The 16,300-nt window shown below is 43.8% G+C and carries 13 protein-coding genes; 12 read left to right on the top strand and 1 reads right to left on the bottom strand.

Going from position 1 to position 16,300, the window contains the following annotated elements; all coding sequences use genetic code 11:
* Positions 1–4: 4 nt before the first annotated feature.
* The 12 genes from L1D51_RS10045 to L1D51_RS09990 all read left to right on the top strand — a co-directional run bounded on the left by L1D51_RS10045 (position 5) and on the right by L1D51_RS09990 (position 13,360).
* A complete protein-coding gene (locus tag L1D51_RS10045; RefSeq protein ID WP_239963590.1) occupies positions 5–1,192 on the top strand; it encodes an E22 family MetX-like putative esterase in 1,188 nt (395 codons plus the stop codon).
* 4 nt (positions 1,193–1,196) lie between these two features.
* The gene (locus L1D51_RS10040) at positions 1,197–1,958 is read left to right on the top strand and encodes a 3-hydroxybutyrate dehydrogenase (protein WP_239963589.1); all 762 of its coding nucleotides are present in this window, start codon (positions 1,197–1,199) and stop codon (positions 1,956–1,958) included.
* 9 nt (positions 1,959–1,967) lie between these two features.
* Positions 1,968–2,675, top strand: a complete 708-nt coding sequence (locus L1D51_RS10035; protein ID WP_239963588.1) for a CoA transferase subunit A — start codon at positions 1,968–1,970, stop codon at positions 2,673–2,675.
* Between the two features lie 11 nt (positions 2,676–2,686).
* Entirely contained in the window at positions 2,687–3,346 is a 660-nt protein-coding gene (locus L1D51_RS10030) for a 3-oxoacid CoA-transferase subunit B (RefSeq protein WP_054562936.1), read from the top strand.
* A 227-nt stretch (positions 3,347–3,573) separates the two neighbouring features.
* Positions 3,574–4,815, top strand: a complete 1,242-nt coding sequence (locus L1D51_RS10025) for an OprO/OprP family phosphate-selective porin (protein WP_239963587.1) — start codon at positions 3,574–3,576, stop codon at positions 4,813–4,815.
* A gap of 12 nt (positions 4,816–4,827) precedes the next feature.
* Positions 4,828–5,793: a Bug family tripartite tricarboxylate transporter substrate binding protein gene (locus L1D51_RS10020; RefSeq protein ID WP_425605536.1), complete on the top strand. Its 966-nt coding sequence runs from the start codon at positions 4,828–4,830 to the stop codon at positions 5,791–5,793.
* 9 nt (positions 5,794–5,802) lie between these two features.
* Positions 5,803–6,267, top strand: coding sequence for a tripartite tricarboxylate transporter TctB family protein (locus L1D51_RS10015; protein WP_054562934.1), 465 nt, complete (start codon positions 5,803–5,805; stop codon positions 6,265–6,267).
* A gap of 3 nt (positions 6,268–6,270) precedes the next feature.
* The gene (locus tag L1D51_RS10010) at positions 6,271–7,809 is read left to right on the top strand and encodes a tripartite tricarboxylate transporter permease (protein ID WP_054552331.1); all 1,539 of its coding nucleotides are present in this window, start codon (positions 6,271–6,273) and stop codon (positions 7,807–7,809) included.
* A gap of 14 nt (positions 7,810–7,823) precedes the next feature.
* On the top strand, positions 7,824–9,446 hold the full coding sequence (locus L1D51_RS10005) for an ATP-binding protein (protein ID WP_054562933.1): 1,623 nt from the start codon (positions 7,824–7,826) through the stop codon (positions 9,444–9,446).
* A 37-nt stretch (positions 9,447–9,483) separates the two neighbouring features.
* Positions 9,484–10,212, top strand: a complete 729-nt coding sequence (locus L1D51_RS10000; protein WP_055020571.1) for a response regulator — start codon at positions 9,484–9,486, stop codon at positions 10,210–10,212.
* 209 nt (positions 10,213–10,421) lie between these two features.
* Entirely contained in the window at positions 10,422–12,509 is a 2,088-nt protein-coding gene (gene fusA / locus L1D51_RS09995) for an elongation factor G (protein WP_054552334.1), read from the top strand.
* Positions 12,510–12,943: 434 nt separating this feature from the next.
* Entirely contained in the window at positions 12,944–13,360 is a 417-nt protein-coding gene (locus tag L1D51_RS09990) for a hypothetical protein (protein WP_130167370.1), read from the top strand.
* Between the two features lie 85 nt (positions 13,361–13,445).
* On the opposite strand, the gene L1D51_RS09985 is transcribed toward L1D51_RS09990, so the two are convergent.
* The gene (locus L1D51_RS09985) at positions 13,446–16,232 is read right to left on the bottom strand and encodes an ExeM/NucH family extracellular endonuclease (RefSeq protein ID WP_239963586.1); all 2,787 of its coding nucleotides are present in this window, start codon (positions 16,230–16,232) and stop codon (positions 13,446–13,448) included.
* Positions 16,233–16,300 lie beyond the last annotated feature (68 nt).

Here is a 16,300-nt window from a genome sequence, read left to right as displayed (position 1 = left end):
AGCAATGAAAACCAAATTAATAATTTTGCTATGGCTGGTTGTATTTAGTAGCACTGCGTTTGGCGCTGCAAATAAAGCCGACACCATGCTGGTGGAAAAACAGCATTTTACGACAAAAGATTTTACCACTGTGTCTGGTGTGACTTTAGATCAAGTTGATATTGGCTGGGAAAGTTACGGAAAACTAAACGCCAATAAAGATAACGTGATTTTAATCACTCACTATTTCTCTGGTACTTCTCATGCTGCAGGTAAATATAAAGCGGATGACGCCCTACCGGGTTATTGGGATGCGATTATCGGCCCAGGTAAAGCTATCGATACGAATAAATATTATGTGATTAGCTCAGATACTTTAGTAAATGCCAACTGGCATGATGAAAATGTCATCACCACAGGCCCTGCGTCAACGAATCCAAAAACAGGGAAACCTTATGGTTTAGATTTTCCTGTGGTTACGATTACTGACTTTGTGAATGTGCAAAAGCGCTTACTCGACAGTCTAGGTATCACTAAATTACATGCTGTGATGGGCGCATCAATGGGCTCGTTTCAAGCACTTGAATGGGCAACACGTTACCCAGATAAAGTAGAGCGTTTAATTCATGTGATTGGCGCTGCAACTATGGATGCATGGACAGTCGCGGCACTTGAAAAATGGGCGTTACCAATTCGTTTAGATAAAAACTGGCAGCAAGGTAATTACTACGGTAAAGAGCGCCCGTTAGATGGCTTAGCGGCAACCATGCTTAATATTACGCAAGATGCGATGCATCCAATTATTTATAACGCGAGCTTCCCTGACTTTACTGTATTAGATGAAGGTGCATTAAAAGATATTCGTACCTTGCCTAAGTTAAACCAAGTACTCGCTCAGCGCGCAATGGCACGAGCGAAAACGCAAGATGCCAACCATGTACTTTATTTGGTCCGGGCATCACAACTATTTACCGCTGGCATGCAAAGTGATTTAACAACGGCACTTAAAAATGTCTCTGCCAAAACATTATTACTGCCCGCAACGAACGACTTACTGCTTCGCCCTGAAAACATGCGTACTGTGTTTGACACCATGAAAGCGGCAGGTAAAGACGTTGAGATTTCAGAAATAGAAGGGGGCTGGGGACACCTTGATGGCATTTTCTCAATCGCCCCGAAAGCGCAGCTTATCAGTGAGTTTTTAGAGGAGTAACCCGATGAGCAAAACAGTTTTAATTACCGGTGCAGCCAGTGGTATAGGTCTATTTGTTGCCCAGCAACTGGCGATGCAAGGTCACACTATTATTGTGACTGATTTAAATCAGCAAGCAGCACAACAAGCTGCAGCAGGCATTGTTGAGCAAGGTGGTAGCGCCGAAGGGTATGCACTTAATGTGGCAGATAGTGATGCAATAGAGCAGTTTTTCACTGAGCTTAATCAGCCAATTGATGTACTTATTAATAATGCGGGTATTCAGCACGTGGCAAAGCTTGAAGATTTCCCGGCTGATAAATGGCAGTTCTTACAGCAAGTTATGCTCGTTGGCCCAGCGATGATGACCAAGGCGGTACTCCCTCGTATGCGTGAGCAAGATTTTGGTCGCATCATTAATATTGGCTCAATTCATGCCATGGTGGCGTCTAAATATAAGTCGGCTTATATCGCTGCAAAACATGGCTTAATCGGCTTTGCTAAAACCATGGCACTCGAAACGGGTGATGCCAACATCACGATTAATACTGTGTGCCCAGCCTATGTAAAAACGCCGCTTGTGGAGCAACAAATTGCCTCGCAAGCTAAAGAACATGGCATTTCTGAGCAACAAGTGATCGACACAATTATGCTAGCACCGATGCCGAAAAAAGCATTTATCGGCTTAGATGAGATCCTGCATACCGTTAGCTTTTTAATGGCCGATGCAGCACGCAATATTACCGCCCAAGCAATCGCCATTGATGGCGGTTGGACTGCACAATAGGAGGAGCCAATGGCAGGTTTTGATAAAGTAGTTACAAGTTATAGCGAAGCGATGGCTGGCCTTGAAGATGGCATGACAGTGATAGCCGGTGGTTTTGGTTTATGCGGTATTCCTGAAGGACTAATTGCGCAAATTAAACGTCAAGGCACTCGTGGTTTAACAGTGGTATCGAATAACTGTGGCGTTGATGGTTTTGGTTTAGGAGTGCTACTTGAAGACAAGCAAATCAGTAAGATGGTTGCCTCTTACGTTGGTGAAAACGCGCTATTTGAGCAGCAACTATTAAATGGTGAACTTGAAGTTGAGCTCACACCGCAAGGCACTTTAGCTGAAAAAATGCGTGCTGGTGGTGCGGGTATTCCTGCATTTTATACCGCAACGGGTGTCGGTACACCGGTGGCTGACGGTAAAGAAACCCGCAATATTAATGGTCGCGATTATTTATTAGAGCCAAGCATTACTGGCGACTTTGCGATAGTTAAAGCGTGGAAAGCAGATCGCTACGGTAACTGCATTTATCGTCATACGGCGATGAACTTTAATCCGATAGCAGCAACCGCAGGCAAAATTACGGTTCTTGAAGTTGAAGAAATTGTTGAGCCAGGGGAACTAGAGCCAAGCCAAATTCACACGCCGGGTATCTATATTGACCGAGTGATTAAAGGTGAATTTGAAAAGCGCATCGAGAAAGTTACCACTAAGCAAGAGAATCAATAAGGAGCACGCTGATGGCATTATCACGAGAACAAATCGCTAAACGCGTGGCGATGGAACTACAGGATGGTTACTACGTTAACTTAGGTATAGGTATTCCAACCTTGGTTGCTAATTACGTCCCTGATGGCATCGAAGTGATGCTGCAATCTGAAAATGGTTTACTCGGTATGGGGCCATACCCAAGTGCAGACCAAGTTGATGCCGATATGATCAACGCAGGTAAAGAAACGGTCACCGCTGCAACGGGGGCGGCTATATTTAGCTCCGCAGAAAGCTTTGCCATGATCCGCGGCGGCCACGTTGATTTAACCGTGCTGGGCGCGTTTGAAGTGGACCAAAACGGCAACATAGCTAGTTGGATGATCCCGAAAAAGCTGGTTAAAGGAATGGGCGGTGCGATGGACTTGGTGGCTGGTGCTAAAAACATTATTTGTACTATGACCCATGCCAACAAGCATGGCGAATCAAAACTGCTGACCGAATGTAGTTTGCCGTTAACGGGCGTTGGTTGTATCAATAAAGTGATCACCGATTTGGCACTTTTAGAAATTAAAGACGGTGCATTTCATTTATTAGAGCGTGCGCCAGGTGTCTCGGTTGATGAGATTATTGCTAAGACACAGGGCAAACTTATTGTCTCTGGTGACGTTCCTGAGATGACTTTTAGCTAGTTTTGCGACTTTTAAGCAGCTAATTTGCCTAGATTTTATACTAACCCCCAGTAATGTGCTTTTTGTTCATGGGTTTTATGAACAAAAAGCCATTTATCATCATCAATGCAACTTACCCCCTAAACATTTCGTTAATCTATCGTTAACACTATGCTCCAAACCAGATCGCCATTTGCAGTCGGCCGATCAACGACAACAAATAACTATAATCTGGTGTGGAGTATTTCATGAAAGCAAGTAACACACAGCTCGCTTTAGCCGTTGCAGCGGCGTTAGCAAGTACATCAGCATTCGCACAAAGCGACGCTGAACAACTACAGCAACAACTCGATGCACTTCAAAAAGAAGTGGATTCATTAAAAACATCTAGCGGCTTCAACCTAGAATTTGGTGGTCGCGTGCAACTTGATTACAACTATTTCGACGGTGCTTACAATGCCGACAATGATGGCGCTGGAGGCAGCGACTTCTTCCCACGTCGTATCCGTACTTATGTTGAAAGTGAACATGGTAACTGGGATCACAAATTACTACTCGAATTTTCTGAAGGCAAGGCTGAAATCGTGTTAGCGCGGGTACGTTATGCATTCGACAACGGCTTAAAAGTAAAAGCCGGTAAAATCCGTGAAGACATGTCGCTCAATGCGCTAACCAGTTCTAAACACATTAATACCATTGAGCGTAGCACCCTTGCTAATACATTCTCGCCTTTCTTCCGCTGGGGTATCTCGGCTTATCAATACTTTAAAGATTCAGGCTTACGTTACGCCGTGGGTGTTTACAAAAACGATGCGTTTGGTGCATCGGGCCATGACGAAGATGACAAACTGACATTGGCTGTAACAGGTCGCTTAACTTGGTCTAGTGCAGCGCCGGGTGATGTGATTCATTTAGGTGCTTGGCACTCTTATCGTGATATGGGCGACAATGATTTAAGCGCTCGTTTTGCCCGTGGTGAAGTGCGTGAAACCAATGTTCGCTTAGTGGATTACGCAGTCGGTGGTGAAACCGCAGCGCTAAATAGCATGTCGCAAAGCGGTCTTGAATTTGCCTACCAAGCGAATGCATTCACTCTAGAGGCTGAATATGCCAGCCGTTACCTTGATACGGTAGATAGTAGCAATGAACTTGATGGTGAACGTTTTGATGGCTTTCATGTCTCGGCAAGTTACTTCTTAGGCGGTGAGCAGCGCCGTTACAAAGCAGGCTCAGCATTATTTGTACAACCAAAAGGGATTAAAGATGCATGGGAGCTTGTTGCCCGTGTGTCACAAATGAACGCTAGCAGCAAACAGCAAGGTACCGACGTAACCACTTATACATTAGGCACATCATATTACCTAAGCAGCGATATCAAATTTATGGGCAACCTGATTTATAGCGATGTTGATGGTGCCGGTGCTTCTACGCTGGTAGGTGATGAAGATTCAGGTATGGGCATCAGTGCTCGTATGCAGTACTTATTTTAGGAGTCGTGCATTATGACTATGTTTAAATCATTAAAAAGATCTGTTTTAGCAGCTTCATTATTAGTAGCCAGCCCACTGGCATTAGCAAACTTACACTTTTTGGTACCGGGTGGCCCAGGCGGCGGTTGGGATACCACAGCACGTGGTGTTGGTGAAGCAATGGTAAAAGCGGGCATTGAAGATAATGCATCGTTTCAGAATATGTCGGGCGGCGGCGGTGGCCGTGCAATTGCTTACTTGATTGAGTCGGGCACTAAAAAAGGCGATATGTTGATGGTTAACTCAACGCCTATCGTACTGCGCGCATTATCAGGCAAAATTCCTTACAGTTATCGCGATTTAACACCAGTTGCCAGCATGATTGCTGATTATGGTGCATTTGTGGTGCGTAATGACTCGCCATTTAAAACATGGCAAGACGTTATTGATGCAATGAAAAAAGACCCAGGCTCTGTAAAAGTAGCAGGTGGCTCTGCGCGCGGCAGCATGGATCACTTAGTGGCTGCACAAGCGGTTAAAGCGGCGGGTCTTGATGGTCGTCGATTACGTTACATTCCTTACGATGCCGGTGGTAAAGCGAAAGCAGGTTTACTGTCGGGTGAGGTCAACTTACTTTCAACAGGCTTAAGTGAAGCACTCGAAGTCGCTAATGGTGGTCAGGCACGTATTTTAGCGGTGACTTCTGCAGATAAATTGCCAGATTACCCAGCAATTCCAACCTTAAAGTCGCTAGGTTACGACATGGAGTTTGTAAACTGGCGCGGCTTTTTTGCAACCCCAGATTTACCAGCAGACAAACTCGCCGAGTACACAGAAAAGCTACGTAAGCTGCAACAAACCTCTGAATGGGAAGCGGTTCGTGCCCGCAATGGTTGGCTAAATCTATTTCAAGAAAAAGAAGCGTTTATTAAATCGCTTGAGCAGCAAGAAGCGCAATTACGCGTTGTAATGAAAGAACTTGGTTTTATCCGAGGCTAAGGTTAGACGATGTTAAACCGTGAACTAATTGGACCAAGTTTATTCTTGGTCCTCTTTACCCTCTACGCCCTTGTGGCTTGGCAAATTCCACTTATGCCATTTGAAGAGTACGAAAGCGTTACTTCTGCAACCTTACCAAAAGTGTATGCAGTATTTGGTATCGTGGTGTGTGTACTTTCGATTGGTGCCAACTTATTAAAGCAAGCGCCTGCAGAAAAAGCAGAGCTACTCAGTAAGGGCAACTTACTACGTACCTTTGCATTGTTGGTTTTAATGGTTGCTTATAGCGCCATGCTTGAACCGTTCGGTTTTTTAATTGCCACCAGTGCATTTTTAATTACGGGCTTTTTTATCATGGGCGAACGCCGTAAGGCAGTGTTGTTGTTTGCGTCTGTGCCTGTGGCCGTGGTTTTTTGGTTTTTAATGACACAAGTACTGGGCATTTACTTAGTACCTGGCAATCTGTGGAGTTAAGTTATGCTTGATGGAATTATGTTAGGTTTGTCGACCGTACTCGACTGGAACAACTTGTTATATGTGATTGTTGGCTGCTTTGTTGGCACGTTCATCGGTATGCTACCGGGCCTTGGCCCAATTACCGCGATTGCGTTGATGATCCCAATAACTTACAGCATCGGTGCTGATTCGGGCATGATTTTAATGGCCGGTGTTTACTATGGGGCTATATTCGGTGGCTCTACTTCTTCTATTTTGATTAATGCGCCGGGTGTGGCAGGCACGGTAGCGTCATCGTTTGATGGTTACCCACTAGCAAAACAAGGTAAGGCTGGTAAAGCCCTTGCGATTGCAGCTTATTCATCCTTTATAGGCGGGACCATTGGCGCCATTTTATTGATGGTGGCTGCGCCATTATTAGCGAAAGTGTCATTAAGTTTCCAATCGCCTGATTATGTTGTACTGATGTTTTTAGGCTTAACGGCTATCGCTGCGTTCTCTAATAAAGGGCAATTCTTAAAAGCCATGATGATGACGGTATTTGGCTTAATGCTGGCAACGGTAGGTATTGATCCCTCTTCAGGTACCGAGCGCTTTACTTTTGGCCAAGCTGATTTATTAGATGGTATTAGCTTTTTATTAGTAGCGATGGCAACGTTTGCGTTGGCTGAGGCGCTGATTAATGTGGCACGCCCTGAAGCTGAACCAGATAAAAAAATTGATGATCCTGATACGCCAAAAATTGGCTCAACAAAACTGACTAAAGAAGAAGTAAAAGACATGGCTCCTGTGGTTGGTCGCTCATCTTTACTTGGTTTTATAGTCGGTGTGTTACCGGGCGCAGGGGCAACCATTGCCAGCTTTATGGCCTATGCCACTGAGCGTAATCTTGCTCCAAAAGCGCTGAAAGATAAATTTGGTAAGGGTTCGATGCGTGGCTTAGCGGCACCCGAGTCGGCTAATAATGCAGCTTGTACTGGCTCATTTGTACCATTACTGACTTTAGGTATTCCAGGCTCTGGTACAACAGCTATTATGCTAGGTGCATTAATTGCCTACGGTATTCAGCCGGGCCCTATGTTAATGCAAGAAAACCCAAGCGTGTTTTGGGCTGTCATTGTCAGTATGTACTTTGGCAATATTGTACTGCTGATTTTGAATCTGCCGTTGATCCCATATTTCGCTAAAGTGTTGGCAATGCCTAAATCTGTGCTGACAGTGATGATTTTATTCTTCAGCTTAATTGGTGTGTATTTAGTGTCATTTAACACCTTTGATTTATTTATGATGGTGGGCTTTGCGCTGGTGGCCTTGGTGCTTCGCTTGTTAGCTTTCCCGATGGCACCTTTATTACTTGGCTTTATCCTCGGTGATATGATTGAGCGAAACTTCCGTCGTGCCATGATGATTTCAGATGGTTCACTAAGCTTTTTATGGGACCGCCCATTAACACTGAGTATTTTTGTGATTTCGATCTTAGTGTTGTTGTTCCCACTGAAAGACTATATTGTCCAACGTCGTAAAGAAAAAGCAGCTACGCAAGCAGAGCAACATGCGTAGAACAAGGCACTGATATGAGATACACCAATAAGCTAAACCCATTTCAGCATGTGGTTAAAAAACCTAAGCGCTTAGAAACGCGGCTCATCATTTGGGTTACCGGTCTATGTGTTTTACAGGCTGTATTGTTTGGCGCTTTGGTGTATCAGATCACCGCAGAAAGCTTACATAACCACATGGGCGATAAAGCGCTTGCGCTCGCAACCAGTATAGCCTCACGGGATGACGTGCAAAACGCATTGCAAACCAAGCAAGGGCTTGATGAGTTAAATACGCAAATAGAGCATATTCGTGAACTCACCGCAGCCAGCTTTATCGTGATTGGCGATAACAATACCCGCCGCATTGTTCACCCAGACCCCGACAAGCTCGGTAAGCCGATGGTGGGTGGTGACAGTAAAGCGGCACTGCGTGGTGAGCGTTATGTGTCGATTGCAAAAGGAAGTTTGGGCGAGTCTATTCGTGGCAAAGTCCCTGTGCTCTCAGAGCGAGGCGAAGTCATCGGCTTGGTATCGGTTGGCTTTTTAGTGCAATCAATTGAACCGCTTATTCGTGCTCGCAGTGCTGAAATTATGCTTTGGGGTTTGTTGTTAGTCGGTTTAAGTATTTTGGCCGCGGTGTATATTGGTCAACGGGTTCGTAATGCTATTTTTGGTTTACAGCCTGATGAAATAGCACGGTTGTTCTCTGAGCAAGATGCTATTTTGAATACTGTTCGTAGCGGCATTATCGCCCTCGATCCTGAAGGTAATGTACGTAACTTAAATCAACGTGCCTGCGAAATCCTCGGTAAACCGACCAGCTGTATTCATCAACCACTTAAACTTGCAGACTTACTTCCTGAACATAGTGAGTTTTTAATGCATAACCAACAGCGTCCGATTGTTGGTTTTGAATTATTTGCCGCCGATAAACGCATTGTGTTGTCGCGATATGCATTGCAAGTGCAAGGTCAGGCTGATGGTATTTTGTTGAGTATGCGCCCTGCGGATGAGCTTGAATATTTATCGCAGCAATTAACCAAAGTGCAAGCCTTTGCTGAGTTATTACGAGTGCAAACGCATGATTACTCGAACAAGCTAAACTTAATTGGTGCGTTAATTCAGATGGGGCAAACGGATCAGGCGATTGAGTTAATTGGTCAAGAAAGTAAAGGCTCGCAAGCGCAGATCCATCATTTACTCGAAAGGATCCAAGATCCGGTACTAGCAGGTTTATTGGTTGGTAAATACCATAAAGCCCGTGAATTAAACGTGATACTTGAGCTTAATCCAGATAGCTTATTAGGATCGATCACCCGTAAAGATATGCTTGAACGGGTTGTCTCGATACTTGGCAATTTGATTGATAACGCAATTGAAGCTGCTATTCGAGCTAGCGATACACGTACCCCTAAGGTTCGTGTTACGGTTGATGAAACCAGCAAAACATTATTGTTTGATGTTGAAGACAGCGGTTTTGGTTTAGGCGATGACAAGGATGTGATATTTACACCACAATACAGTTCTAAGTCAGGGGCTGAGCATGGTATCGGCCTTTATTTAGTTAAAACCAACTTAGATTCGTGTCGTGGTAGTTTAGAAATAGGTGAGTCTGATCTGATGGGGGCACGCTTAAGTGTCTACATTCCAAAATAATAAAAAATGATCAGCCTATAAATAAAAGGTAAAGAACATGACTTACTCAGTTGTCATTGTTGAAGACGAAGTTGAAGTAGCCCAATTATTGGCGCAATACTTATTACTTCCTCATGGCGTTGCTGGCCAACAAGGGACGCGGCAAACACTGCGTCAGGGGCAATATCAGGTTGTGGGTATTGCAGGCAATCTTGCCACTGCGAAAGCGTTATTATCGGCGATTAACGCCGATTTAATTTTGCTCGATATTCATTTACCCGATGGTAATGGCCTTGATTTACTCAATGAATTACGCCGCGAAGAAATGAAAAGCGAAGTAATGCTGTTAACCGCAGCAAAAGAAGTAGAAACACTGGAAAAAGCCATGCAGCTTGGTGCCTGTGACTTCTTAGTTAAACCATTAATGCTAAATCGCTTAGATCAAGCGCTAGCGCGATTTGAAGCAAGGCAACAATGTTTGTCAGATGCCGATGAAGTAACCCAATCTATGGTCGATACTTTATTTGGATCGCAAGAACAGTTAAAAGCCCCAGTTAGGCTGCCAAAAGGGGTGGATCAGCTTACTTTGCAAAAGATCTTAAAAGCTTTTAGAGCGAATATTGGCACGGCTTTTACTGCTCAGCAAATGGGTGATTTAGTCGGCGTAAGCCGCTCAACAGCCCGTCGTTACCTCGAATACTTGCTTGAAGCTGAGCAAGTCAGTGCTGATCAGAGCTACGGAAGTATCGGGCGACCTGAGCGCTGTTATAAAATGACAAGCAGCTAATCGCATCATTTAATAGCCAAATCAGTGCTAAATTAGCGATTTTAGTAGCATAAATTCACTGTTCGGCACGTTAAAAAGTGCCGCTTATCCTGAGCATAGAAAAATTTTATAAAATTGATTGCATTTTAAGCGACTTCGATGGTGATGTTCGCTTTAAGTAATGCTATACTCCCGCCGAATAATTTTTCGACTTTATTAAGAGTAAAATAATGGCAGATTTATCGAAGTACAGAAATATTGGTATTTTCGCCCACGTTGACGCGGGTAAAACTACCACCACTGAGCGTATCCTTAAGCTTACGGGTAAAATTCATAAGACTGGTGAGGTACACGACGGTGAGTCTACTACTGACTTCATGGAACAAGAAGCTGAGCGCGGTATTACAATCCAATCAGCAGCTGTAACTTGTGAGTGGAAAGGCCACCGCTTAAACGTTATCGATACTCCGGGACACGTTGACTTCACAGTAGAAGTATACCGTTCACTTAAAGTACTAGACGGTGGTATCGGTGTATTCTGTGGTTCTGGTGGTGTTGAGCCGCAGTCAGAAACTAACTGGCGTTATGCGAACGAATCAGAAGTTGCACGTGTAATCTTCGTAAACAAATTAGACCGTATGGGTGCTGATTTCTACCGCGTTGTAGGTCAAGTTGAGAAAGTACTAGGTGCTAACCCACTAGTTATGACTTTACCAATCGGTATCGAAGACCAATTCATTGGTGTTGTAGACGTACTTGAGAAAAAAGCATACGTTTGGGATGACACTGGTCTTCCTGAAAACTACGAAGTACAAGACGTTCCAGCTGACATGGTAGACAAAGTTGATGAATACCATGAGATGCTTGTTGAGTCTGCTGTTGAGCAAGACGAAGACCTAATGATGGCTTACATGGAAGGTGAAGAGCCTTCTCTAGAAGACATCAAACGTTGTATCCGTAAAGGTACTCGTGATCTTGCGTTCTTCCCAACATACTGTGGTTCTGCATTCAAAAACAAAGGTATGCAGTTAGTACTAGACGCGGTTGTAGATTACCTACCTTCGCCTACAGAAGTTGACCCACAACCTCTAACTGATCCTGAAACTGGTGAGCCTACTGGTGAAGTAGCAACTGTTTCTGCAGATGAGCCACTTAAAGCGTTAGCGTTCAAAATCATGGACGACCGTTTCGGTGCACTTACGTTCATCCGTATCTACGCTGGTCGCATGAAGAAAGGTGACACAATCCTTAACTCAGCAACTGGTAAAACAGAGCGTATCGGCCGTATGGTTGAGATGCAAGCTGACGAGCGTAACGAACTTACTGAAGCACAAGCGGGTGACATCATCGCTGTTGTTGGTATGAAGAACGTTCAAACTGGTCACACTCTTTGTGATCCTAAGCACGAATGTACACTTGAAGCGATGATCTTCCCTGATCCAGTAATCTCAATCGCTGTTGCTCCTAAAGACAAAGGCGGTAACGAGAAGATGGGTATCGCGATCGGTAAGATGGTTGCAGAAGATCCTTCATTCCAAGTTGAAACTGACGAAGATTCAGGCGAAACCATCCTTAAAGGTATGGGTGAGCTTCACTTAGATATCAAAGTAGATATCCTTAAGCGTACTTACGGCGTAGACCTAGTTGTTGGTCAACCTCAGGTTGCTTACCGTGAAACTATCACGAAAGAAATCGAAGATAGCTACACGCATAAGAAACAATCTGGTGGTTCTGGTCAATTCGGTAAGATCGATTACCGCATCAAGCCAGGCGAGCAAAACTCAGGCTTCACGTTCTCTTCATCAGTTGTTGGTGGTAACGTACCTAAAGAATTCTGGCCTGCAGTTGAGAAAGGCTTCGCATCAATGATGCAAGAAGGTGTTCTAGCTGGCTTCCCAGTATTAGACGTTGAAGTTGAGCTTTTCGACGGTGCTTTCCACGCAGTTGACTCATCAGCAATCGCGTTCGAAATCGCTGCTAAAGGCGCTTTCCGTCAGTCTATCCCTAAAGCGGGTGCACAACTTCTTGAGCCAATCATGAAAGTTGACGTATTCACTCCGGAAGACAACGTAGGTGACGTAATCGGTGACCTTAACCGTCGTCGTGGTATGATCAAAGACCAAGAAGCTGGCGCAATGGGCGTTCGCATCAAGGGTGATGTACCACTTTCTGAAATGTTCGGTTACATCGGCCACTTACGTACTATCACTTCTGGTCGTGGTCAGTTCTCTATGGAGTTCTCACACTACGCACCATGTCCTGCAAACGTTGCTGAAACAGTAATCGCTGCAGAAAAAGAGAAAAAAGCTGCTAAGTAATTAGCCTCTTAACTTCTTTTAAAAAAACCCGCACTTGTTGCGGGTTTTTTATTGCCTAAAAATCGTAAATGTATTGTCGTAATTTTTTCGATTACAAAGTAATCATTTCTTTCCTTTGTATGTTAATTAACCATTCAGCTTTGAGTTATTAATGTACCGGTACAGATATCGCACTTTTAAAGTATTTTCTAAATAGCTAATACGATTTAAGTGCTGCCGCTCTTAAATTGTACGATTTTAATACAAATTTCATTTTCAAGAAATATATAAGGTTATTAGTAAGTTGTAGGCTAATTACTTTGTTCTAGTAAAAAAGTGCTTTTTTGTACCTTGTGTACCTTTTTTAGTCTATGTAAAATGGCGCCCGAATGATTTTTTAATCATTTTGTATTAAACGTCTGCTTATTAAATATTACAACTATAGAAATATACTCATGAAAACGATTAAGTTAAGTCCTAATTGGACTCTACAGGGAAGCAAGATAGCACTGGCTATTCTTGTTGCATTAAGCGTTACTTTGCTAGGAGCATCAATTTTGATGCTATTGTTGCCTGTTCTGCTATTTATTACTCTATTAAATTTTTTAGAACTGCGCTTCTTACACTGTTACAAGGCGGGGATTTGTTATTCGCGAGGATTAGGTAAGCGTTACATCAACGCTGAAGATATTGTCACTGTTGAATTTAACCCAATGGCATTCATCACAGTATTTAAAATTACCTTAGCGAATGGTAAAACACACCAGTTTATGAACTGGCAGATTGATGAGCAGCAACAGATTGACATTGCTAAGCTCTATAAGTCAAAAGCAGGTTGTGCCATAAAGCCTAATCTGCAATGTAAAGCCTAATACTAGCAAGCCTCAATAATGCTAAATTAAGTGAATTGAAATAGAAAAGGCCGCGAAATGCGGCCTTATTCATATGCAGTGTCGTTTATTTTTTCATACGACGACGAAGTGCAAATGGTAAAGCAAGTAAGCTTAACCAAGCAAATGAACCAGAATCATCGTCTTTTGACTCTTCTTCTGTTTCTTCTTCAACTTCTTCAGCTACATCTTCTACTTCATCATCAGCTTCATCGTTTGTGATGTTGATGTATAGCAGTTGTGCTTCTGATAGGTTACCTGCGCTATCTTCTGCACGGATCATCAGCGTAAGCTTGTCTTCTTCTTCGAAGTCTAGCTCTTTAGCCACTGTAATTTCACCTGCAGCACTAATTGCAATCGCATCAGCATGCTCACCTTCAATGCTAAAGCTTACTACTGGGGTGTAATCAGCATCACCATCAGAGAAAACTAGTTGGCCAATCACAGCGCCAATTTCACTATTTTCTACGATTTCGAATGATTGACTCGCTTCGATTACTGGTGCCTGCTCTGCAGGAATAGGCTCTGCAGATTGAATATCAACAATCACTGGGTCGTGATCAGATGCGCGGTATGCATTGTCAGAGTATAGGCTAGCTTGTTGTGTCGATGACTTATACTCAAGGTTGTAGTCTAGGCTGATTGGCTCATCGGCATTGATATGCCAATCCGTAGCAGCGACAACTTTAGCAAGCATAGATTCAGAGACTAGTGCGTGGTCAAGGCTACCAATGCGGCCAGAGAAGCTATAAGAGTAACCTAATGTGTCGCCGTCTAGTTCAGCAACCGCACTCTTCAGACCTTTATCTGCAAATGCACTGATAGGATCTTCCATCGCATAAGAGTTCATATCACCGACTAGGATGATATCTTCATCTTCAACTTCAGTTGGGTAAGTTGCTAACCAATCAGCATATGCATTTGCACCCGCAACACGGATTTCATTCCAACATGCTTGACCATCGCCTAAGTCAGCATTATTACCTTCAGCGCTACCACAGCCGCCTTTAGATTTTAGATGGGCAACGGCAACAGTGAAGATTTCTTCGCTTTCAAGAGATTGGAAGCTTTGTGCAATTGGCGGGCGATTACTGTAATCGAAAGGTTCTACTGTAGTATGAGCAGCCTTACCAACTTCAGATACTTTATTTGATCGATAAATCAGTGCTGTTGTGATTGCATCAGTACCAATTTGGTCAACACCGAAATCAACAAATGCGTAGGTATTTTCTGCATCTTCATCATTAAGTGCAGATACTAAGCTAGCAATAGCGCTATTTTCACCGAAACCGTCATTTTCGATTTCCATTAAGCCAATAACATCAGCGTTAATAGCTGTAATTGCGCTAACTAATTTAGCTTCTTGGCGAATCAGCTCTTCTTCGCTATCAGCACCACGGCTAGTAGGGAAGCCTGCGCCTTGGCCATCACCATTGAAATAGTTTAATACGTTGAAGCTTGCAACACGTAGGTCTGCATCTTCGTTAAGCTCTGGAGCATCTGTACGAGGGTTAGTTGCAGTGAATTCAGGTTGTACTGTTGGGTGAATACGGTAACGGTCGAAGCTGTAACCCATTACACCCGTAATCGTATTAACAGTATCGCCTAAACGTAACGTGTTATAGGCATCAAGGCCCGTACCTGGGTAGGCAATAGGATCAAGGTTTTGCTTTGTTGAACCATCGTCGATTAAGATTTGTTTTTTCAGGTTTTCAGTTTCAACAGCATTTGCTGCATCACCTGGTAGTGCAACTTGAGTACCTTGGTATAAACGCTCAGTACCTAAGTCAACTTCACCATAGCGACCAAGACCGTAGTTGTTATTAACGACTAAAGGTTGATCTATGGTCACTAACATACCTTCGTAAGCTTCAAGGTCTGCCACGTCAGCAACAGGTAAAGTGATAGCGGTTGCGTCAGTAGATAAACCTGTCGCACAGATCTCAACTTGGCTAACATCGCCTAGTTGTGTTGCGCTGTAGTATTCAGCCACGCTACCTTTAACACGCACATGGTCACCAACAGCAACGTCGGTATCTGCGAAATAAACGAATACACCTTCAGAAGTAAGTGGGTTTTCATCAATATCAGCAGCAAGTGAGCTAATGAAGAAGCCTTTTAGTTGATCATCACCTTGGAAGTCAGCCGTAACAACACCTTCAACTTCTACTTCAGTGTCGATAAGAGGGCTGTCGCCGCCTTCACCTTGAATTGCGCTGATTAAGGTTTTTTCTGCACCACACTCAAGAGGAGTGACTGGCTCTGGTTCAGGCGTTGGCTCTGTGCTCTCACCATATTGACCTATATTGCTGAAATCGTCTTGGTCGAATTGCTCCCACTCATCGCTTGGGTTAAACGCTGAGGTTGCATCAGTACGGCCTGAAGTGATTGTAGCTTTACGGCGAAGTGTTTTATTTTGTGTTGAAACGCCGCCTTCATCCCATGCTGAACCTGGATCTACGCCCAGTTGACCAAAGCTATCAACAATTGCACCGTCTTTAGTTAGCACTAATGCGTCATCACCGTTGAAATAAGTGATTGTTGATTCAGTGTCCGCGTTGGCTTTTAACTCATCTGCAGAGCTTGCATTAACAATAACGTAAGTTGCGTTTGCTGCAAGAGTACCGGTTAAAGCTAAGCTGTTATTAGGGTCTGCTAGATCGCCGTTACCATTTGAGTATAAAGAGATGGTGTAACCGTCAAGCGATAGCTCAGCACCAGAAGTGTTGTAAAGCTCTACCGCTTTATTGTTAGAGCTTCCTTCAACGTATTCAGAGATGATTAGGTTGGCAGAAGCAGGTGCGCTCAGGCTTGCAATCACAAGCGCGAGCGGCGTTAATTTTGTATTTATCATTATTTTTCCCGTGTATGTATTATAAAAGTCCCAATATGGGACACAGTACTTTAAGAAAAATCTATGAC

Source organism: Pseudoalteromonas shioyasakiensis (assembly GCF_022398475.1).
Taxonomy (GTDB): domain Bacteria; phylum Pseudomonadota; class Gammaproteobacteria; order Enterobacterales; family Alteromonadaceae; genus Pseudoalteromonas.
The sequence above is the reverse complement of the archived record's forward strand: the minus strand, read 5'-3'. Positions and strand labels throughout refer to the sequence as shown.